The sequence below is a fragment of the Daejeonella sp. JGW-45 genome, assembly GCF_029360805.1.
Classification (GTDB): domain Bacteria; phylum Bacteroidota; class Bacteroidia; order Sphingobacteriales; family Sphingobacteriaceae; genus Daejeonella.
This window is the reverse complement of sequence record NZ_JARKNC010000010.1, coordinates 427,182-445,990: the sequence shown is the minus strand read 5'-3', so window position 1 is coordinate 445,990 and position 18,809 is coordinate 427,182. Positions and strand designations below refer to the sequence as shown.

The window sequence follows — 18,809 nt, the reverse complement described above, 5'->3', positions numbered from 1 at the left end:
GACGGCCTTTTTTATTCTATGGATTTCGGTAAGTTAGGTTAACCATTCAACCTGAAAACATGAAGACTATCCCAACTTATGCTTATGTTTTTGCAGGAACCATCGTAGTGCTTGGAACTTATATAGCCTGCATCCCTTCAACCCAAACCCCCTCAGCTAATTCTACTGCGTATTTCAATGACGTAACGGCAACTCACCTGCCCCAGGCGCCCAAACTTCATTCTCTTGATGCTGCCTTTGGGGATGTAGATATGGATGGCGACCTTGACATCGTTATAGCGGTAGAAAATGATGTAAACAGATTATACCTGAATGACGGCTCAGGAAAATTTACCTGGAAAGAGGGTATATTCCGTGGGATCAAGGCAGATTCAGAACATGTCCGGCTTACGGATTTCAACGATGATGGCAAGCTAGATGCCGTTTTTGTTGCAGAAGACGATCAAACGCCTGAATTATATTTGGGTAATGGTGACGGCACGTTCCGTGACCTGAGTGATTACCTGCCGGCAAAAAGCGAGGGAAATGGCCTGGCTGTCGGCGACGTAAATGGAGACGGCCTTCCGGATATTCTTGTTGGCAACTCAGGGTCGAAGGGCCAGGATTTCCTCTGGCTTAATAACAGGCGAAAACCCGGCAGCTTTACAGATGCTACATCCTCAAATATTCCGCAAATAAATGACTCAACCCAGGATATAAAGCTTGCAGACCTTGATGGTGACGGAGATCTCGATATGATTATAGGGAATGAAATTCCACCGAACAGGTTATACCTCAACAACGGTAAGGGTGTCTTCACAGAGCGGGCAGCTCAGCTCGAGCTGCTTGTACCTCTGCATACCCGCGAATCTGTATTATTTGATGCGGATGGTGACGGCGACAAGGATATTCTATTTGCCAACCTAACAAATAACGGTGGGCAATGGGAAAAAGACCCGCAAACCCGCCTGCTAATAAATAACGGAAAAGGCGTATTCAAGGATGAGACAGGTAAACGGATGCCATCAAACAAATTTTCTACCTATGCAGCTAATGTGATCGATTTTGACAACGATGGCGACGAAGACATTTTACTAAGCGCCGTTAAGATCCCGGGATTCAGTCCGGATAAAATACGGGCTTATAGCAACAATGGTAATGGCGTGTTCACCGACGTCAGCACAGAAGTTATTCCTGAAGGCACTGAAGGGCGGTCGTGGGGTATTTGTATAGGCGACGTAAACAAGGATGGTATTAATGATGTATTTATAGGTGGCTGGGGTACGCAGGCCAGGCTGTTGCTTGGCAAGGAAAATAATTGAGGTCCGATGCGGAAGCCAGAGGCCGGAAATCCAGTCAGACCTCAGACTTTCTTCTTTAAAATGTCTTCCACTAATTTGACAACATCTTTAGCCGTGTACTCTTTTAGCCAGATATTTGATGGCTGGGCGGCAAGAACCGGTGCATATTTACACCTGTCAGTGCATTCTGTAACAATCAGCTCAATATCGTCCTTCACTCCTTTACTCTTGAGGTATTGCTTAAGATTCTTATACAATTCCCTGCTCCCCCGCTTGGAGCACTTACTGCCCTGGCAAATGTAGATGGTGTTTTCAGGAATCGAAAATTTACTCATATTAAGTAAAATACGAAATTTCGGGAAATGTTTGAGTGGGCATTGCCTGACTTCCCGATCCTATCCCCTCAACAAATACCCCTTAAACCCTTCAAAGTCCTTACCCAGACTAACAGCAAGTTTCTCCCGTCCTTCAAGTTCCTGTACCTGGGAAGGAACAACGATCTTGGATGCTATCGCTTCAGGGAAAATATCCGGGAATTTACATGGGTGTGCAGTTGAAAGAAATACCAGTTCAGCAGTTTCATCGTTATGGTCTCTTAACCACTGCCTGGATGCCAGCCAGGCAATCGCAGTATGAGGGCACATGATATAAGCCTGTTCGTGATAAACCTCCTCGATAGCTTTCAGAGTTTCTTCATCGGTGAACGTATACGCTGTTAACAACTGTTTAAGTTCTGAACTATCGCCTTCAAAAAGATCCATGATCCTTACCCAGTTACTCGGGTTGCCCACATCCATGGCATTTGAATAGGTTTGAACCGAAGGCTTAGCCTGATATACACCACTCTTTAAGAACGCAGGAACCGTATCATTTATATTTGTAGCAGCAATGAACTGCTTTACCGGCAGGCCCATTTTCCAGGCCAGGAAGCCCGCACCGATGTTACCGAAGTTACCGCTTGGCACGGAGAATATCACCTCATGTTTTCCCTGACGCTGTAATTGTGCATAAGCATTAAAATAATAGAACGTCTGCGGGATCAGCCTTGATATATTTATCGAGTTAGCGGAAGTTAAGCGGAACCTGGCTTTAAGCTCAGGATCGTTAAATGCCAGTTTAACCAAAGCCTGACAATCATCGAATGTTCCCTCAATTTCTATTGCACGGATGTTCTGACCATTCGTAGTCAGTTGCAGTTCCTGTATCGGACTCACCTTTCCTTTAGGGTATAATATGGTAACCCGGGTATCAGGCACCCCCAGAAAGCCCAGTGCAACGGCACCACCGGTATCGCCGGAGGTCGCAACCAATACGTTTAACTCTTTCTCTCCTGCTTCGAGGAAGTAGCTCATCACCCTGCTCATAAACCGGGCGCCGAAGTCTTTAAAAGCCAGTGAAGGCCCGTGAAAGAGCTCAAGAACCTGGATATTCTCGTCCAACTTGACTACCGGAGCCTCAAAATTTATGGCATCGTCAATAATCCTCTTCAGGTCGCTGTCAGGAATATCGTCATTAAGAATATTCTTAGCTACTGTAAATGCAATTTCAGGCAAACTATACAGGTGTAAATCTCTAATGAAGCCAGGATCCAATACCGGGATGGTTTCCGGCATATATAAACCCCTGTCGGCAGGCAAGCTATTAAAAACGGCTTCTTTAAATGAAACCCGGAGGTCTTTGTTATTGGTACTGTAAAGTTGCATTAGTCTAGTATTATTGGGCCTTTGGAATTGATTGGAGAATGGTAAGCAATACTTTCAGTATCCAGCCAAAGGAAATGCTTTTGTAGCTTTTCGTTTATAATCCGGGCATCGTCCGCGTTCCTGGTAAAAGTAAAGACAGATGGCCCGGAGCCGGAGATACCAAAACTCAGAGCACCGTTTTCCATCGCTATTTCTCTCAACCGGTAGAAATCGGGAATAAGTATCGATCTTACAGGCTCAACGATCACGTCTTTCATACTTCGGGATATCAGATCGATATCTTTCAGGAATAATCCGCTAACCAAGCCAGCAACATTCCCCCACTGTACCACCGCATCTTTAAGCGGCACATTACTGCGGATGATCTTCCTTGCGTCGCGCGTTGGAACATCAACGTGAGGAAATACGATCGAACAATAAAGCTCCTCAGGATAAGGCAGCTTGATGATATCCAGAGGCTCGTAACTCCTGATCAGCACAAATCCACCCAGCAATGCGGGAGCTACATTGTCAGCGTGTCCTGTCCCGCACGCCATTTCCTCGCCCTTCATCGCAAAAGGAACCAGATCCATTTGGGTCAAAGGGCTACCCATCAGGGTATTTATCGCAAAAAGCCCCGCAACGGTACTGGCAGAACTAGAGCCAAGACCACTGCCGATTGGCATTTTCTTAAACAGTTCGATCTCCACGCCCACATCGGGCCGCCCGATGTGTTCGAGATAATGTTGCACACTCACACTGACGGTGTTCTTCGCAGGGTGATAAGGTAAACGCCCGTCATCTCCGCTGATCTTTGTTATTGTTACCCCGGGCTCATCCTTCAAACGCATGATCACTTCATCGCCTGGCTGATCGACGGCGAAACCCAGGACATCATAACCGCAAACAACATTTGCAACGGTAGCGGGAGCAAAAACTTTAACTGATCTATTCATTATTAATTTTTTCTGTCAGATGGATGTAGCGCCTCTGCCCAGATGCATCAAAATTATTAAAATCCTTCGCTTAACGGGCCTATTGTGCACCAACGTTTACAATATCTGCAAATACCCCGGCTGCGGTCACATCGGCACCCGCGCCGGGACCTTTAACGACCATAGGACGTTCTTTATATCTGTCGGTTGTAAATGAAATAATATTGTCGCTCCCCGAAAGGGCATAAAACGGATGACTGTCGTCTACCATTTGAAGATTAATAGTTGCCTTTCCGTTCTCAAGCTTAGCGATATACCGCAGCACCTTCCCTTCCGCTTCAGCTTGCTTCTTCATATTCTCAAAGAAAGCATTCTCGTTTTTTAGTTCAGAATAAAACTCCTCCACAGACCCGGCCTCAATACAAGATTTCGGCAACATACTTTCGATGTTCACATCCTCGGCTTCTAAAGGATATCCCGCATCCCTGGCGAGAATTAACATCTTACGCATAAAATCAGTACCCTTAAGATCATCACGCGGATCTGGCTCGGTATAGCCTTTTTCCTGTGCCTGCTTTACGATATCATGAAAAGTGACGTCACCTTTATAGTTATTAAATATGTAAGAAATTGTACCCGACAAGATAGCCTCAATGCTCAATATCCTGTCGCCGCTGATCATCAGGTCTTTAAGCGTACGCACGATCGGCAAACCGGCTCCCACGTTTGTTTCGTAGAAATAATCAACGCCATGGATACGGGCGGTATCCTTAAAGAGCCTGTACTGCTCATAGCTTGAAGAATTACCAATCTTATTACAAGTTACTATGGAAATATTCGCGCTAAATATCTCATGGTAGAACTCGATTGGTTTTAGGCTGGCTGTATTGTCGGCAAAGACACAGTTTGGAAGGTTCATATCCTTCATTTTTTGTACAAATCCCGATAGATCAGCTATCTGGTTTGTGCCTTCGAGGGCCTTTTCCCAGTTATCCAGATCTATCCCCTCAGGATCGAAATACATCTTCCGGGTGTTGCCGATACCAACAACCCTTACCTGTATGCCATTATGCTCCTGGAGGAATTGACGGTGTTCCTGCAATTGCCTGAACAGGGTTTTACCTATATTTCCTGTTCCCAGGCAGAACAGGTTAAGTGTTTTGTGAAGGTCAGCAAAGAACGCGTCATGAATAGCATTCAGTCCCTTGTTAAGGTCCTCACGGGAGATGACCACAGAAATATTGTATTCTGAAGAACCCTGTGCGATCGCCCTTACATTAATGCCATTCCGGCCCAGGGCATGGAAAAGCTTTCCGGAAATTCCCGGCGTTTGCTTCATATTTTCGCCGACTATTGCCAGCACAGAAAGACCTTGTTCAAATACGGGCGTATCCAACTTTTTAGCAAGCAGCTCCAGCTCAAATTCATGCTCGATCACCTGTTGTGCCCGGACTGCATCGCCCGGGTGGATGGCAAATGTGATACTGTGTTCGGAAGAGGATTGGGTAATAAGAATAACATTTATCTGCTCGCGCGCAAGAAGTGAAAACAAACGGCCGCTAAAGCCCGCTTTACCTACCATCCCGCTCCCCTCAATATTGATGATGCTTATGTCATTGATAGAGGAAATCCCTTTAATAGGAAGGTTAGAATTTTCACAATTATGCTTGATCACAGAACCGGCGAAATCAGGCTCAAAAGTATTTCGGATAACAATCGGGATCTTCTTCATAAAAGCCGGGATCATTGTTGGCGGGTAAATTACTTTGGCGCCAAAAAACGAAAGCTCCATTGCTTCGGTATAAGACAATTCGGGCAATGAAAAGGCCTTCTTAACCATTCTCGGGTCAGCAGTCATCATACCATTTACATCAGTCCAGATCTCAATTTCTTTCGCGTTCAATGCCGAACCAAATATAGCAGCGGTATAATCGCTTCCGCCGCGTCCCAACGTAGTTATCCTGCCTTCATCATTGCTGGCAATGAATCCGGTAACAAACAGCATTTTATTCTTATTTTTCTCATAAAAATCGCGAATCAGCATTTCCGTAAGCTCGATGTTTACTTTCGCCTGCCCGAAACTGCTGTCGGTCTTAATCAGATCAGCAGCATTTACGTATATGGTATTATCCTTTTCCTGGCCAGCTATCTTGCTCACCATGAAAGTAGAGCACCGTTCGCCGTAGCTTAAGATCACATCGCGGGTTTGCGGTGTCAGTTCCCGCAACATCGATACACCCTGCAACAAATCCTCTATCTCATTGAATAAAATCCTCAATTGGGTAAATACAGGATTCTGCCGTGAAACAGCCAGCAGTTCTTTGATCACTTCAAAGTGCCTTTCTTCCAGTTCTTTCAGCTCATCACGGAAAGTTCCTCCCTGCGATGCTTTGCCCGCCATCGCAGACAGCAGATTCGTAACGCCGCTCATCGCAGACAAGACAACCACCGGGTTACCCGTGTTTTTGTCCTCTTTTTCAACGATCTGCAATAATTTACTGATCGATTCAACTGATCCTACTGATGTGCCTCCGAATTTTAAAACTTTCATTAGTTGAGATTAAGATTTTGATAAAAAAAAGCGCCTTCCCCGTTTTCGGAGGAAGGCGCTTTTGATGTTTTTTATGATTTTATTACACCATACAACTACCTTCCCCGCGTTAGCGTGGTTGTGGTATTTGTTGTTGTGGTATAAAAGTTAGTGTTCATTGTTTTTTCTGTGGCGCTAATTACGGGCTAAGTTTTGGAAATAACAAATGATTATGAAATTATTTTAAAACTTACCCTATTTCGATTGAGCTTGTTTACGCATTTGCCAACTTTCTGGATCTCATATAAAATACAAGGCCGCTAAACGCGATCACCAATAATACCGGGATGATCAGGGTGGTTTGCAGAACTTCCGGACCGGCAAGGTTCTTGGCGTCATGCAGGGCAGCGGCCATTTGAGTACCTGCCGGCGCATTGACATAATTATCGAGATCTGCGCCCGCAGGAAGATGTTTAGCAATCAGCTCATCGTAATATCCCCCCATAAACATCATATATAAAGAAACGGCAAACATTCCTGCACCGCCCATCAGGTTAATTCCGAGAGCTCCTGACTTGGGAATATATTCGGCCACAAAACCGATCATGGTTGGCCAGAAATAGCATACCCCGATCCCGAAAATCAGTGCTGCAATGAAAATGGAGTTTCCTGTAAGCGTGCTTAGCATATAAAGACCCAGCACGGCAATGACAGCAGAGATCAATAACACACCCGATGGCGAAAAACGATGCACGATGGGTTCAGCGAAGGCCCTTCCAACAACCATAACCCCCGCGGTAAGTGTAACGATAAGTATCGCATTCTGAGTAATGTTTGCCATCAACAAACTGATCCATTGACCGGTAAACAATTCAGTAATTGCTGTACCGAACATACAAATGATCATGAACAGGAACAGCGGCGACAACACGGCCTTATACATATCAGCAGTTGAATACCCTGAAGATACACGCTCCGTAACCGGGAATTCCAGCTGGTAGAACAGATAGCCGTAGATCAAGGCCGGGATCAGCATAAAGCCCATCTGCACCTGCCAGCCTATTCCCATATCTGTAAGGAGGTAGACAATCAGCGTTCCTATAACAATACCGCCCGGGAACCAGAGATGGAAGTGATTCAGCTTTGTTGTTTTATTGTCGGGATACAGGGCAGCCACCAGCGGATTACAGGCAGCTTCAACTGTACCGTTCGCAATTCCTATAAGTAAGGTGGACAGGAATAAAGTCCAGTAACCCTGCGCAAATATTGTTAGGACAATACCGGCCAGGTGAAATAAAAATGCCATCACCAGCAGCCGTTTCATGCCTATAATATCGACAACAAATGCACCAACAATAATTGCCAGGGGAAAGCCCCAGAATGCGGTAGCCGTTATTGTCGCCAGTTCTGACGCACTTAGATTAAACTCCGCAGACAAGGGGCCCATAATGCCTGCCCGGATTCCAAATGATAATGATGTAACCAGGAGAGCCAGACAGCTAGCCCAGAAAAGTTTTGATTTTTGAATATTTTGCATAATTGTTCTACGGTTGATAAGGTTATAAATGCAAACTAATTTATTAACTATAATAATAAGAGATATTTTGCGATCTATACTAACATGCTAAGAATAATTTATCGGTCCGTTGTTTTTATCCTTGCGGAATGAACATCCGTCTTGCCCGGCAACTGGCAACTAAATATTATCTTTACATCCAATGCAGGGCTTAGTAATAAAATCAACCGGAAGCTGGTACGAGGTACTTACTGACAACGGGAGAACCATCAACTGCCGGATAAAAGGTAAGTTCCGTACACTTGGAATTAAAACCACAAACCCCGTGGCAGTCGGCGACCACGTTGACATCGAGCTGGAGCCTGATCTCGGAACCGGGCTGATCTCATACCTGCATCCCAGGAAAAATTATATCATTCGTAAGTCTGTTAATCTTTCAAAGCAGGCTCAGATACTTGCAGCAAACCTTGATCAGACCTTTCTTATTGTAACACTTGCTTCACCGCGGACCTCCCTGGGTTTTATAGACAGGTTTCTGGTAACTGCCGAGGCCTATCATGTTCCGGCAAAATTGATTTTTAACAAGCTCGACCTCTTTAGCGATGAAGGGCTGGATGTCCTCACAGAGTACCAGGCTATCTATGAAAAGGCCGGTTATCCCTGCTACAGCGTATCTGCAACAGAGCAGACTAACCTGGATCAGGTAAGAGAGCTTTTGAAAGATCAGGTTACCCTGGTAAGCGGACATTCTGGTGTCGGCAAATCTACACTGATCAATGCCCTCCTTCCCGGATTCCAGTTAAAAACAGGTGATATTTCAGATTGGAGTGATAAGGGGAAACACACAACAACTTTTGCAGAGATGTTTAAATTACCTTTTGGCGGATATCTGATCGATACTCCGGGAATACGTGAGCTTGGTATATTTGATATTGAGAAACAAGACCTCGGGCGCTTGTTCCCCGAAATACGCGGGCTGATGAGCAATTGTAAGTTTCACAATTGCCGTCACATCAATGAACCAGGGTGCGCCGTGCTTAAAGCCCTGGAGAACGGAGAGATCGAACCCTCCAGATATGACAGCTATTTAAGCATATACCACAATAACGATACCCGGGCATGAGAGCAGTAATCCAGCGCGTCAGCCAGGCATCATGTTCTGTTGAAGGAAAAATAACAGGGCAGATTAAGACTGGCTTTATGGTCTTATTAGGTATTGAAGATGCCGACTCGGATGAAGATACGGTTTGGCTTGCTCAAAAAATTACCAGCATGCGCATTTTCCCCGATGAGAACGGTGCGATGAACAAAGCCTTATCCGAAGTGAGCGGCGATATTCTCCTGATCAGCCAGTTTACGCTCTATGCGTCAACAAAAAAAGGAAACCGGCCGGGTTTTACGCGCTCTGCTAAACCGGATGCAGCTGTCCCGCTATATGAAAAAATGATTGCAGAATTAACGAAAGCCACTGGACGGAAGATCCAAACCGGTATTTTCGGTGCTGACATGAAGATCAGCCTTATTAACGATGGCCCGGTAACCATTATCATTGATACCAAGTCTAAAGAATAAAAAGCTATGACCCTAGAGGAAGCCCAGCAAATAGTTGACAAATGGATAAACACTACGGGGATCCGCTATTTCAACGAACTTACCAACACAGCCATACTGATGGAAGAGGTTGGTGAAGTGGCCCGAATTATGGCACGGAAATATGGTGAACAATCGTTTAAAAAATCAGACGAGGGAAAGGACCTGGGTGACGAACTTGCGGATGTTCTCTTTGTGCTGATCTGCCTGGCAAATCAAACCGGAGTTGATTTAACAAATGCACTGGAAAAGAATCTGGAAAAGAAGAGCATCCGGGATGCAGAAAGACACAAAAATAATAGCAAACTAAACTAATATCGCTATTCGCAATTACCCCTGTCGTTAAACAGCCAGTCTCACTAATCTCTCGCCATCCAGCACAGGTATAGCAGTAGTCACATCCACATTTAAGCAAAAAGCAATATCTTCCTCTATACCGAGTTTTTTCAACCGTTCGCTATGGGATGTCTTTTTCAGGTAGGCATTCAAGTCGTTCGCAGCCATTACGTAAAGATCTTCAGATGCAATTCCAGAGTCATCGAGGTGATAGCCCTCATCTTTAAGATGGTTCACAACTCCGCCCGCAAACAGGGTATCTTCCAGATTCACTTTGTCTTTCCAGCCTGAGCATAGAAGCAGAACGTCATTAGGCTGGCCCTTAAGCCAGTTACACAAAGCGGTCAGATTTAAAAATGAGCCGATTACGATCCTGCTTGCACCACGGGAAAGATTTATTGCATGTGTGCCGTTCGTCGTTGTGAGAACTACGGTTTTACCGTTTACCTTTTCCGTCGTATACGAGAAGGGGGAATTCCCAAAATCAAAGCCTGCAACCACTTCCCCGTTTCTTTCTGCTGCAAGCAGAAATTGCGATTCTCTGTACGATTCACAGGCTTCCACCGTGGCCACCGGGATTATTGCCTCGGCGCCATTATCTATCCCGTAGCAGATAGACGAAGTTGCACGGAAAATATCAATAACAACTACTATGCTTGCTTTTATATCATAAAGATGTAACAGGGCCGGTGTAAGACACACTTCCAGGTTGCGCTTCTGCATTATTCGAAATGTCTACTATTTAAACGGATACTTTACTACCTGCGCCTTGACTTTATTATCCCGGATCTTGATAAATATTTCCGATCCCTCTTTTGAGAATTCCTTAGTCACGTAACCCAGGCCAATGGCTTTTTGAAGTGAAGGCGCCTGAGTACCGGAAGTTACCTTACCAATTGTATTCCCGTCGGCATCAACTATTTCATAATCGTGTCGTGGAATTCCACGATCGATCATTTCGAAACCAATCAGTTTCCGGTTCACGCCGTTCTGTTTTTCTTCGGCAAGCTTTTCTGAGTTAACAAATTTCTTTGTGAATTTAGTTACCCAGCCCAGCCCGGCTTCTATAGGTGAAGTAGTATCATCGATATCGTTGCCATACAGGCAAAATCCCATCTCCAATCTCAGAGTGTCCCTTGCTGCCAGCCCGATCGGTTTGATCCCGAAAGATTCGCCAGCCTTGAAGATCTCTCTCCACATGTGCTCAGCATGCTTATTGTCAAAATATATCTCAAAACCGCCTGCTCCGGTGTATCCTGTGGCGGAGACCAATACATTGTCCACCCCGGCAAATACACCCTTTTTGAACGTATAATATTCCATTGCGGCCAGATCGATATCTGTGAGGCTCTGAAGGGCATTTGCAGCGTTCGGTCCCTGAACTGCGAGAAGCGATGTCTGATCGGAAATATTTTTCATCTCCACACCAGAAGTATTATATTTTGAGATCCAATCCCAGTCTTTATCAATATTTGATGCATTAACCACCAGCATATATGTTTTTTCATCTATGCGGTAAACCAGGAGGTCGTCAACAATGCCGCCTGTTTCATTGGGGAGGTAAGCATATTGTATCTTGCCATCAAAGAGCTTCGAAGCGTCATTGGAACTCACCCGTTGAATTAAGTCAAGGGCACCTTCGCCCTTTAGGATAAACTCGCCCATATGACTTACGTCAAATACACCAACGCCGGTACGTACCGTTTCATGCTCAGCATTTATCCCGGCATATTGAACAGGCATGTTGAATCCGGCAAATGGAACCATTTTGGCGCCAAGGCCTATATGGATATCGTTTAGGGCTACATTTTTCATGTAAAGTTTAATTATGGATAGCGGCAAAAGTAAGTAAAAACAGCCAAAGCTATCGGCTAATTTATAATTGGCTACTCCTCAAACGCAATGCTCATTTGAGGATCTGTTACCCGGAACGTCCGGCGATGATATGGTGACATGCCATAAGATATGACTGCATCCCTGTGTTTTATGGTCGGATAGCCTTTGTTATTTTTCCAATCATATTGAGGATGCTCGTCGGCCAAACGCTGCATGTGATCATCACGATATGTCTTGGCGAGGATCGATGCCGCCGCAATGGAATAGTACTTACCGTCACCTTTGATTACACATTGGTGAGGAACTTGCTGATAAGACTTAAACCGGTTACCATCTACCAGGATGAAGCCGGGCCGTATATGAAGCTTCTCCAATGCCAGATGCATCGCAAGAAAAGAAGCATTCAGGATATTGATGCGGTCGATTTCGTCGTGGTCAACCTGTGCCACTGCGTAAGAGATTGCTTCCCGCTCAATGCACTCGCGAAGCTGGTACCTGTCCTTTTCGCAAAGCTGCTTTGAATCGGTAAGAACATCGTGCGAAAAGTCCCGCGGAAGGATCACCGCAGCAGCAAAAACCGGGCCTGCCAGACAGCCCCGCCCTGCTTCATCGCACCCCGCTTCAACTAATTCTTCCTGAAAATACGATAAAAGCATAATTGGAATTATGGAATATAAACGACAAATTTATGATTTCCAGTGAATATCCTATAAGATCCGGATGGTGAGAATCGTAATATCATCCGAATTCATACGGGCATTATTGGTTAACTGAATGTTTCGCAAAATCGCCTCGTTCAGGTCGTCTACTGATAGTAGGCGGCTGCTCATCAAATGCGCTACAAGCTCCTCATCAGAAACATAAACTTCCTCCCCGGCACTTTCTACGAGGCCGTCTGTATAATTGAAAACAAGGCTGCCTGGCGACAATATTTCTATTCCCTCGTTTAAAGAATGTAGCTTATCAAACGCTCCAATCACTGTTGTACCTTCCGTGAGGAACTTAACCTTTTCGCCACTGATCAAGATCGGCGGATTATGGCCCGCGTTAACATACCTGAGTTCGCAGGTCTTTTCATTATATAATCCAAGAAATAGCGTTATAAACCTCTCTCCATTGGTATTCGATACCACAATTTCGTTCAGGCGTTCGATTATCTTTACGAGATCCTTCTCTACAGATGACCACGCCCGCAGACTTGCCTGCAAATTGGCCATCAGCAATGCGGCCGACACTCCCTTACCGGAGGCGTCAGCTATACACCATAAAAACTCATTGGGGCCTAATTTTATAAAATCAAAGTAATCTCCGCCTATGTTTTGGTTCGGCAGGTATGTAGCCCCTACTTCCACTGCGCCTGTTTTAGGTAATTCCCTCGGGATCAGCATGCCCTGCACTTCGACAGCCAGCTCCATATCCCTTTGCAGACGTTCCCGGTCAACCCGCTCCTTGAATAATTTTTTATTTTCAAGGGCAACCACTATCAGATTAATGAGGGTCTCAATGAAATTCAGGTCATTTCCTAAAAGCTCGTGGCCGGTGTCAAAATCACCAATTAAAACAAAGGCAAGAAACTCATCTTTATGGAATACAGGCACAAAATATTCATACTGACTAAGCAGCGCATCCGGATTCGCTCTTAAAGCAGTAATATTTTTATAGTCAGAAAGAGCCTGGCAAGTTTGCTGCAGTGTCTTGGCATTTTCAAACTCTCCGCCAAAACGTGCTGCACAATAAAAATGTTCACTTTCACGTATAAGGAGACGAACCCTGCCAATTTTGAGATGGACGTTCAGGATTACTCCAAGCATCTCGAAAAGGACACTCGAGGAACTGTTTTTATTAATCGCCTGCGTAATTTCAAGCAGGGAATTTAACTCTGCCTGCCGTTTTAAAAGGAGCTGGATTAACTCACTCTCATTGTTAATTATTGAGGTTGGAATATTTGACAATACAAGCCTTTTTATTGACGGTATGGCATAAAAATAGAGAAATGTTATTGAAAATAAAAGTACCGGGAGCATTGAGCTGTCAGTTTTGAGCTCATGTCTCAATGCTCATAGCCCATCGCTCACCTCACCATCCTACCCTTCCAGTTGTACTTTCCTGAGTTTCCGGCAATGCCAATAAAAACAAGATAAAATATATGAATAACCGTCGAAACAGGTTGATATAAAAGAAGTTCCTTTCGTTTTGCAAAAGAGCAAACCGGGTATAGAAACATTAACTCCGACCCCATCTTAAGAATGATGGCGGCAAACCCCAGGCACCAGAAATCAGTATTAAAAAACCCGGAAAAGAAGTTCGTGATAAACAACAGGTTGAACAGCCATACAGCGACTCCCAAAACAACAACACCTTTATTCTTATATCGTGTGCTTTTTGAAGCCCAGCGCTTACGCTGCTGTATAAACTCTTTAAGATTCTCCTTGGCGTGTGTGTATACAACCGCATCCAGAGACTTACAAAATCCTATGCTGCCCGGGTAGGCAGAAGCTACTTTATGAAGAAACAGCTCATCATCTCCGGATGCCAGATCATCAATACCTTTAAAGCCATTTAACTTCAGAAAAACATCTTTTCTATAAGCCAGGTTTGCCCCGTTACATGTTGCCGGCATTTTATTTCCGATACCCGCAGCTCCAAGTCCGATCAGAAATAAGAATTCAAGCGATTGAATTTCTTCAAATGGATTCTTCTCTTCGAAAAAAGTTACCGGTGACGAAATAAGATTATAATCTCCCGATTCGTAGTAAGCAACGATGGTTCTGAGCCACAACTTATTCATTCTGCAATCGGCATCAGTGGTGATGATCAGCTCTCCGGAAGAAACGTCGATGGCCTTGGTTATAGCCTTCTTTTTATACGAATTTAACTTTTCACTTTCATCCAGGTTTATGAGCTTAACGCCTTTATCTGAAAATCCTGAGATGATCTCTGCTGTGCGGTCTGTAGAATGATCGTTAACGATTATAAGTTCAAATAAATCGGCGGGGTAATCCTGCGCCAGAATATCCAAAATAGTTTTTTCTATTTTCCCTTCTTCGTTCCTGGCAGCAATTAAAACACTTACGAATGTGGAAGGCGCATTAGCTTCCGTGCGGAAATATGGGATTCGCCTCCAGCCATTTCTAAGATAAAACAACATGCCGATATAGAAAAAGGTAAGACAGCCTGTTAAGATGCTAATTACGAGGATTGCCAAAGAAATTAAGTTTAAGGACGAAAAATGAACCCAAAATAGCTGGAATAATTAGATTAATCAGCCAAACACATGCAGTAGCCGCCATAATGGCTACTTCCTGATCCGTGACGAATGCAAAAAAATAGGTAGCTGTAACCGCTCTTACACCAATATCAAGCAGATCCAGTGACGGCAGGGCTGATTGTATAAAAAATAATATAAGCAATATCATAACCATAGACAAGAGGGGGATTTCCGGGATCAGCAGATTTATGACCAGGCAATACTGTGTCGTAAATACTATATACCTGGTTACGCAATATCCCAAAACTCTAACCAGATCCCGCTTTTTGTATTTAGCCAAAATGCTGAAAAACCTTCTGAAAGGTTTAATAAACTTTATCCTGGACAAAAGTCCGTCCATCCACTGAATGTTAAAATAAAAGAGAAGAAAAAAGCTGCAGAATATTGCCACAACAAAGGTGAGGGCAAAATTAATAATAAGGTTCAGCTCCATAAACGTGGCAACAAACCAAAGCAACGCAAACGCGCCGAGAACGTTGGTTATCACCATTTGGCCGACTGACCCAAGAGCCATTGATACTATTCCAATTATGCGCTTCCGGGGGGATAAGAAAAACACCCGCCCTCCGTACTCCCCGATCCGGTTAGGCGTGAAAACCGCCCATGTCAGGCCGCAAAAGACCGACTCTATTGCCTTCCATGTACTAATTTTCTCTACTCGCTGTAAAAGATACCTCCATTTGAGGGCCTCCAGGGTCCAATTCAAAAGCATTAACAGAAAAAGGCTTGTCAATACGATCCAGACATCCGGGGGCGAAATGGTTCTGGTTAGCTTCCTGAAATCGCCGATGCTGTTATTGTTGCTTAACTTTTGAAAAATAAACCCAAACGCCAGTACCAGAATGGCGATCTTAAAAATTATGCTGAGTACCTTTTTGGTTTCGCGATTCAATGGACTTCTTTCTGCAATGTTAAGAAAAAGCTTCGCTGAATTTAAATTTTAAAGCAGCTTTGATAGCAAATCAGTAATATTGGCGGATGTTAAAGGAGAAAGCCAACGAGCGGATAATTCTGGGAATCGACCCGGGAACCAGTGTGATGGGCTATGGTATTGTGAAAGAAGTAAAGATCAATGTTGACCTCATATGCATGGGCGTGGTCAAACTCGACCATTTGGATGACCACCCGCTCAAATTGAAACACATTTTTGAAAAGACAGTCTTACTGATCGATCAGTATAAGCCAGACTGCCTGGCAATTGAGGCTCCCTTCTATGGTAAAAACATCCAGGTGATGCTCAAACTTGGCAGGGCTCAGGGCGTAGCTATGGCTGCGGCTTTATCCCGCAATCTTCCAATTTTTGAATACTCGCCCCGCAAAATAAAACAGTCTATCACTGGCAATGGCAATTCCTCAAAAGAGCAGGTCAGTGCGATGCTTAAGACCCTGTTAAAATTTACAGAAACCCCGGAATTTCTCGACGCAACAGATGGACTGGCAGTTGCAGTATGCCATTCATTTCAAAAAATTAGCACTTCCGGTAACCAGAAGAATTACTCAGGATGGGATGCTTTTGTGAAGGATAATGTGAAACGGGTTAAATAAGGTCCCTTTGCCGCAAAGATTTTCGCAGACAACGCAGAGAAAATTTATACGTTCACAACCGAGCCTTTGCGCTCTTTGCGTAGCACTTTGCGACCTCTGCGTTAAAATACTACAGCTCCGCCCGTATCCGATCAGCAATCCCGGCCAGCTTTTCCTCAGAAAGACTTAACTTGGGGCGACTAAAGTTCATGTCGTCCATATCATTTATCGGAATAAGGTGAATATGCGCATGAGGCACCTCCAGGCCAATAACACTTACCCCGATACGATTACATGGAATAGCCTGCTTCAGACCTTGCGCAACTATCCGTGCGAAAAGCATTAAACCCACATAGCTCTCACTATCGAGGTCAAAAATGTAATCAGTTTCAATTTTGGGAATTACCAGCACATGGCCCTCAACGAGCGGGTTAATATCAAGAAAAGCTAAAAACTCGGTTGTTTCTGCCACCGTATGAGCTGGTATCTCACCAGCCACAATTTTTGAAAAGATCGATGCCATAATGGGTGGTACGTTTTATGTTATAAGTTTAAGCCTGTAGTTCATCGTTGCTCCTGGCTCTTTGCTCCTGGCTCTTTGCTCCTGGTTCTTTGTTCCTGGTTCCTTGTCCTGGTTCTCTTACCGGCTTATCTCAACGATTTCAAATTCGATCTTACCTGCAGGAACTACGATTTCTGCCTTGTCGCCGACCGACTTACCCAACAGACCCTGCGCAATAGGAGATTTCACAGAGATCTTGCCCGATTTGAGATCAGCCTCAGATTCCGACACTAACTGATAGGTCATTGTGGCTCCATTATTCGTATTCTTTATCTTCACAATGGACAAAGCCAGTACCTTTGATGTATCAAGTTTCGACTCATCAATTAACCGTGCGTTTGCCAGAATGTTTGTAAGTTTTGATATTTTGGATTCGTGATGCCCCTGTGCTTCTTTTGCTGCATCATATTCTGCATTCTCCGAAAGGTCACCTTTATCTCTTGCTTCTGCTATTGCCTTTGATATTTGTGCACGACCTTCGGTCTTTAACTGATGGAGTTCTTCCTTTAACCTGTCTAATCCTTCCTGGGTGTAATATGTTACTTCCGTCATCTCTCTCTGTTTATGGTATAGTCTATAAAAACAAACAAGACTATGTCGGCATAAGCCAATATAGTCTTGCTCGTATCAACACGAAGATAATATTTTTGCTTTCAGATTTCCAAATTGAAATAAGAAAATGTCATCCCGGCGCAGGAGGAGTCTTCTGACTTAGAAAGTTTATCTGCGGTCATCGCCCCGGTGATCTTCACAGTTTATTTCTATGAATCCGGGACTTAATTGAATGTCACCCCTTTTCCCCGGATCAGATAATATTAATCAATTTCAGTTTCTCTGCCAGTACTTCAGAGATCCTGCGATACGATTCAACGCTCCAGCCGGCTACATGCGGACTTAAAATGACTCTCTCACTTTTCTTTAACTCATCAAACCAGGGTTGTTCTGATAAAGCTGGGAATTTCTCAACCTCCAGGACGTCCAGCCCTGCGGCCGTGATCTTTCCGCTCTTTAAACCGTTCAAAACAGTTTGGGTGTTCACTATCTCACCCCGCGAAGCGTTTAGCAAAATGATTGGCTTCCTGAAATGAAAAAGATATTCTTCATTAAATAAAGTGCTGGTTTCACGGGTTAAGGGAATATGATAGCTCAGGATATCCGCATGTTTCACGACTTGCTCCATGGCTACCTCTGTAGCATACTCATCGCTAAACCCGGTTTTATATTTATCGTACGCAATTACATTAGCTTCAAAACCGCTTAATTTCTGCGCAAAGCTCCTTCCATTATTACCATACCCGATTATCGCCACGGTTTTGCCTTTTAGTTCCCAGCCCCGGTTTCCTTCGCGGTCCCAAATGCCATTGCGTATCTGCTGGTCGCCATTCCTCAAATTATTCAGGAGACTTAAAAGCATCCCTACCAGATGTTCTCCTACGGCATCCCGGTTACCCTCCGGCGCATTAATGCATGTTATGCCTTTGGAGTGTGCGTATTCCTCATCTACATTATCCATCCCCGCACCAGCCCTCGCAATAACCCTTAAATTCACCCCGGCATCTATCACCTCCCTGTCTATCCGAAATTTAGTCCGGATAGCTATTGCGGTATAGTTCTTCAGGATATCAAGGGTCTCCTGTTTGCTTATCAATGGCATGTCGTCACATTCAAATCCCAGCTTTTCAGCCTCTTCTTTAAAAATGGGATGTAAATGATCAGCTATGAGTATCTTCTTATCCATTTAGATTATGAA

The 18,809-nt window shown here is 44.4% G+C and carries 19 protein-coding genes; 5 read left to right on the top strand and 14 right to left on the bottom strand.

Annotation, left to right across the window (positions count from 1 at the left end; all coding sequences use genetic code 11):
- Nucleotides 1–59: 59 nt before the first annotated feature.
- On the top strand, nucleotides 60–1,301 hold the full coding sequence (locus P2W76_RS15525; RefSeq protein ID WP_276348814.1) for a VCBS repeat-containing protein: 1,242 nt from the start codon (nucleotides 60–62) through the stop codon (nucleotides 1,299–1,301).
- Nucleotides 1,302–1,342: 41 nt separating this feature from the next.
- Here P2W76_RS15525 and P2W76_RS15520 read toward each other — a convergent pair whose 3' ends face one another.
- From P2W76_RS15520 to P2W76_RS15500, 5 genes are all read right to left on the bottom strand, one after another.
- Nucleotides 1,343–1,615 (bottom strand): (2Fe-2S) ferredoxin domain-containing protein, encoded by a 273-nt coding sequence (locus tag P2W76_RS15520; RefSeq protein ID WP_276348813.1) that lies wholly within the window; start codon nucleotides 1,613–1,615, stop codon nucleotides 1,343–1,345.
- A 60-nt stretch (nucleotides 1,616–1,675) separates the two neighbouring features.
- Nucleotides 1,676–2,983, bottom strand: a complete 1,308-nt coding sequence (thrC, locus tag P2W76_RS15515; protein WP_276348812.1) for a threonine synthase — start codon at nucleotides 2,981–2,983, stop codon at nucleotides 1,676–1,678.
- Nucleotides 2,983–3,918, bottom strand: a complete 936-nt coding sequence (locus tag P2W76_RS15510) for a homoserine kinase (protein ID WP_276348811.1) — start codon at nucleotides 3,916–3,918, stop codon at nucleotides 2,983–2,985. Before P2W76_RS15510 ends, thrC begins: the two co-directional genes overlap by 1 nt.
- Nucleotides 3,919–3,997: 79 nt before the next feature.
- The gene (gene thrA, locus P2W76_RS15505; protein WP_276348810.1) at nucleotides 3,998–6,448 is read right to left on the bottom strand and encodes a bifunctional aspartate kinase/homoserine dehydrogenase I; all 2,451 of its coding nucleotides are present in this window, start codon (nucleotides 6,446–6,448) and stop codon (nucleotides 3,998–4,000) included.
- 253 nt (nucleotides 6,449–6,701) lie between these two features.
- Nucleotides 6,702–7,964, bottom strand: coding sequence for an MFS transporter (locus P2W76_RS15500; protein WP_276348809.1), 1,263 nt, complete (start codon nucleotides 7,962–7,964; stop codon nucleotides 6,702–6,704).
- 181 nt (nucleotides 7,965–8,145) lie between these two features.
- Here P2W76_RS15500 and rsgA point away from each other — a divergent pair, with 181 nt between their 5' ends.
- The 3 genes from rsgA to P2W76_RS15485 are packed head-to-tail and all read left to right on the top strand — an operon-like array spanning nucleotide 8,146 to nucleotide 9,848.
- Nucleotides 8,146–9,066: a ribosome small subunit-dependent GTPase A gene (rsgA, locus tag P2W76_RS15495; RefSeq protein WP_276348808.1), complete on the top strand. Its 921-nt coding sequence runs from the start codon at nucleotides 8,146–8,148 to the stop codon at nucleotides 9,064–9,066.
- Entirely contained in the window at nucleotides 9,063–9,515 is a 453-nt protein-coding gene (gene dtd, locus P2W76_RS15490) for a D-aminoacyl-tRNA deacylase (RefSeq protein ID WP_276348807.1), read from the top strand. Before rsgA ends, dtd begins: the two co-directional genes overlap by 4 nt.
- Before the next feature lie 6 nt (nucleotides 9,516–9,521).
- The gene (locus tag P2W76_RS15485; protein ID WP_276348806.1) at nucleotides 9,522–9,848 is read left to right on the top strand and encodes a nucleotide pyrophosphohydrolase; all 327 of its coding nucleotides are present in this window, start codon (nucleotides 9,522–9,524) and stop codon (nucleotides 9,846–9,848) included.
- A 27-nt stretch (nucleotides 9,849–9,875) separates the two neighbouring features.
- Here the strand turns inward: P2W76_RS15485 and P2W76_RS15480 are convergent, their stop codons facing one another.
- From P2W76_RS15480 to P2W76_RS15455, 6 genes are all read right to left on the bottom strand, one after another.
- On the bottom strand, nucleotides 9,876–10,592 hold the full coding sequence (locus P2W76_RS15480; protein WP_276348805.1) for a 2-phosphosulfolactate phosphatase: 717 nt from the start codon (nucleotides 10,590–10,592) through the stop codon (nucleotides 9,876–9,878).
- 15 nt (nucleotides 10,593–10,607) lie between these two features.
- On the bottom strand, nucleotides 10,608–11,684 hold the full coding sequence (gene gcvT / locus P2W76_RS15475) for a glycine cleavage system aminomethyltransferase GcvT (protein WP_276348804.1): 1,077 nt from the start codon (nucleotides 11,682–11,684) through the stop codon (nucleotides 10,608–10,610).
- Between the two features lie 71 nt (nucleotides 11,685–11,755).
- The gene (locus tag P2W76_RS15470) at nucleotides 11,756–12,361 is read right to left on the bottom strand and encodes a ribonuclease HII (RefSeq protein ID WP_276348803.1); all 606 of its coding nucleotides are present in this window, start codon (nucleotides 12,359–12,361) and stop codon (nucleotides 11,756–11,758) included.
- A 51-nt stretch (nucleotides 12,362–12,412) separates the two neighbouring features.
- Entirely contained in the window at nucleotides 12,413–13,657 is a 1,245-nt protein-coding gene (locus P2W76_RS15465; protein WP_276348802.1) for a PP2C family protein-serine/threonine phosphatase, read from the bottom strand.
- Between the two features lie 119 nt (nucleotides 13,658–13,776).
- Nucleotides 13,777–14,910, bottom strand: coding sequence for a glycosyltransferase (locus tag P2W76_RS15460; RefSeq protein WP_346429838.1), 1,134 nt, complete (start codon nucleotides 14,908–14,910; stop codon nucleotides 13,777–13,779).
- Nucleotides 14,891–15,865, bottom strand: coding sequence for a lysylphosphatidylglycerol synthase domain-containing protein (locus tag P2W76_RS15455; RefSeq protein ID WP_276348801.1), 975 nt, complete (start codon nucleotides 15,863–15,865; stop codon nucleotides 14,891–14,893). The genes P2W76_RS15460 and P2W76_RS15455 overlap by 20 nt, the downstream gene beginning before the upstream one ends.
- A gap of 86 nt (nucleotides 15,866–15,951) precedes the next feature.
- Here P2W76_RS15455 and ruvC point away from each other — a divergent pair, with 86 nt between their 5' ends.
- On the top strand, nucleotides 15,952–16,518 hold the full coding sequence (ruvC, locus tag P2W76_RS15450) for a crossover junction endodeoxyribonuclease RuvC (RefSeq protein WP_276348800.1): 567 nt from the start codon (nucleotides 15,952–15,954) through the stop codon (nucleotides 16,516–16,518).
- Nucleotides 16,519–16,627: 109 nt separating this feature from the next.
- On the opposite strand, the gene P2W76_RS15445 is transcribed toward ruvC, so the two are convergent.
- The 3 genes from P2W76_RS15445 to P2W76_RS15435 form a co-directional block, all read right to left on the bottom strand.
- A complete protein-coding gene (locus P2W76_RS15445; protein WP_276348799.1) occupies nucleotides 16,628–17,020 on the bottom strand; it encodes an HIT family protein in 393 nt (130 codons plus the stop codon).
- A 117-nt stretch (nucleotides 17,021–17,137) separates the two neighbouring features.
- Nucleotides 17,138–17,611, bottom strand: a complete 474-nt coding sequence (greA, locus tag P2W76_RS15440; RefSeq protein WP_276348798.1) for a transcription elongation factor GreA — start codon at nucleotides 17,609–17,611, stop codon at nucleotides 17,138–17,140.
- 253 nt (nucleotides 17,612–17,864) lie between these two features.
- Entirely contained in the window at nucleotides 17,865–18,797 is a 933-nt protein-coding gene (locus tag P2W76_RS15435; RefSeq protein ID WP_276348797.1) for an NAD(P)-dependent oxidoreductase, read from the bottom strand.
- Nucleotides 18,798–18,809: the final 12 nt, after the last annotated feature.

Coding starts and splice junctions, on each gene's coding strand:
- P2W76_RS15445 (WP_276348799.1), bottom strand. CDS start 17,020: ATGGCATCGATCTTTTCAAAAATTGTGGCTGGTGAGATACCAGCTCAT.
- P2W76_RS15485 (WP_276348806.1), top strand. CDS start 9,522: ATGACCCTAGAGGAAGCCCAGCAAATAGTTGACAAATGGATAAACACT.
- P2W76_RS15435 (WP_276348797.1), bottom strand. CDS start 18,797: ATGGATAAGAAGATACTCATAGCTGATCATTTACATCCCATTTTTAAA.
- gcvT (WP_276348804.1), bottom strand. CDS start 11,684: ATGAAAAATGTAGCCCTAAACGATATCCATATAGGCCTTGGCGCCAAA.
- P2W76_RS15500 (WP_276348809.1), bottom strand. CDS start 7,964: ATGCAAAATATTCAAAAATCAAAACTTTTCTGGGCTAGCTGTCTGGCT.
- P2W76_RS15470 (WP_276348803.1), bottom strand. CDS start 12,361: ATGCTTTTATCGTATTTTCAGGAAGAATTAGTTGAAGCGGGGTGCGAT.
- P2W76_RS15525 (WP_276348814.1), top strand. CDS start 60: ATGAAGACTATCCCAACTTATGCTTATGTTTTTGCAGGAACCATCGTA.
- dtd (WP_276348807.1), top strand. CDS start 9,063: ATGAGAGCAGTAATCCAGCGCGTCAGCCAGGCATCATGTTCTGTTGAA.
- P2W76_RS15510 (WP_276348811.1), bottom strand. CDS start 3,918: ATGAATAGATCAGTTAAAGTTTTTGCTCCCGCTACCGTTGCAAATGTT.
- rsgA (WP_276348808.1), top strand. CDS start 8,146: ATGCAGGGCTTAGTAATAAAATCAACCGGAAGCTGGTACGAGGTACTT.
- ruvC (WP_276348800.1), top strand. CDS start 15,952: ATGTTAAAGGAGAAAGCCAACGAGCGGATAATTCTGGGAATCGACCCG.
- thrC (WP_276348812.1), bottom strand. CDS start 2,983: ATGCAACTTTACAGTACCAATAACAAAGACCTCCGGGTTTCATTTAAA.
- greA (WP_276348798.1), bottom strand. CDS start 17,611: ATGACGGAAGTAACATATTACACCCAGGAAGGATTAGACAGGTTAAAG.
- thrA (WP_276348810.1), bottom strand. CDS start 6,448: ATGAAAGTTTTAAAATTCGGAGGCACATCAGTAGGATCAGTTGAATCG.
- P2W76_RS15480 (WP_276348805.1), bottom strand. CDS start 10,592: ATGCAGAAGCGCAACCTGGAAGTGTGTCTTACACCGGCCCTGTTACAT.
- P2W76_RS15520 (WP_276348813.1), bottom strand. CDS start 1,615: ATGAGTAAATTTTCGATTCCTGAAAACACCATCTACATTTGCCAGGGC.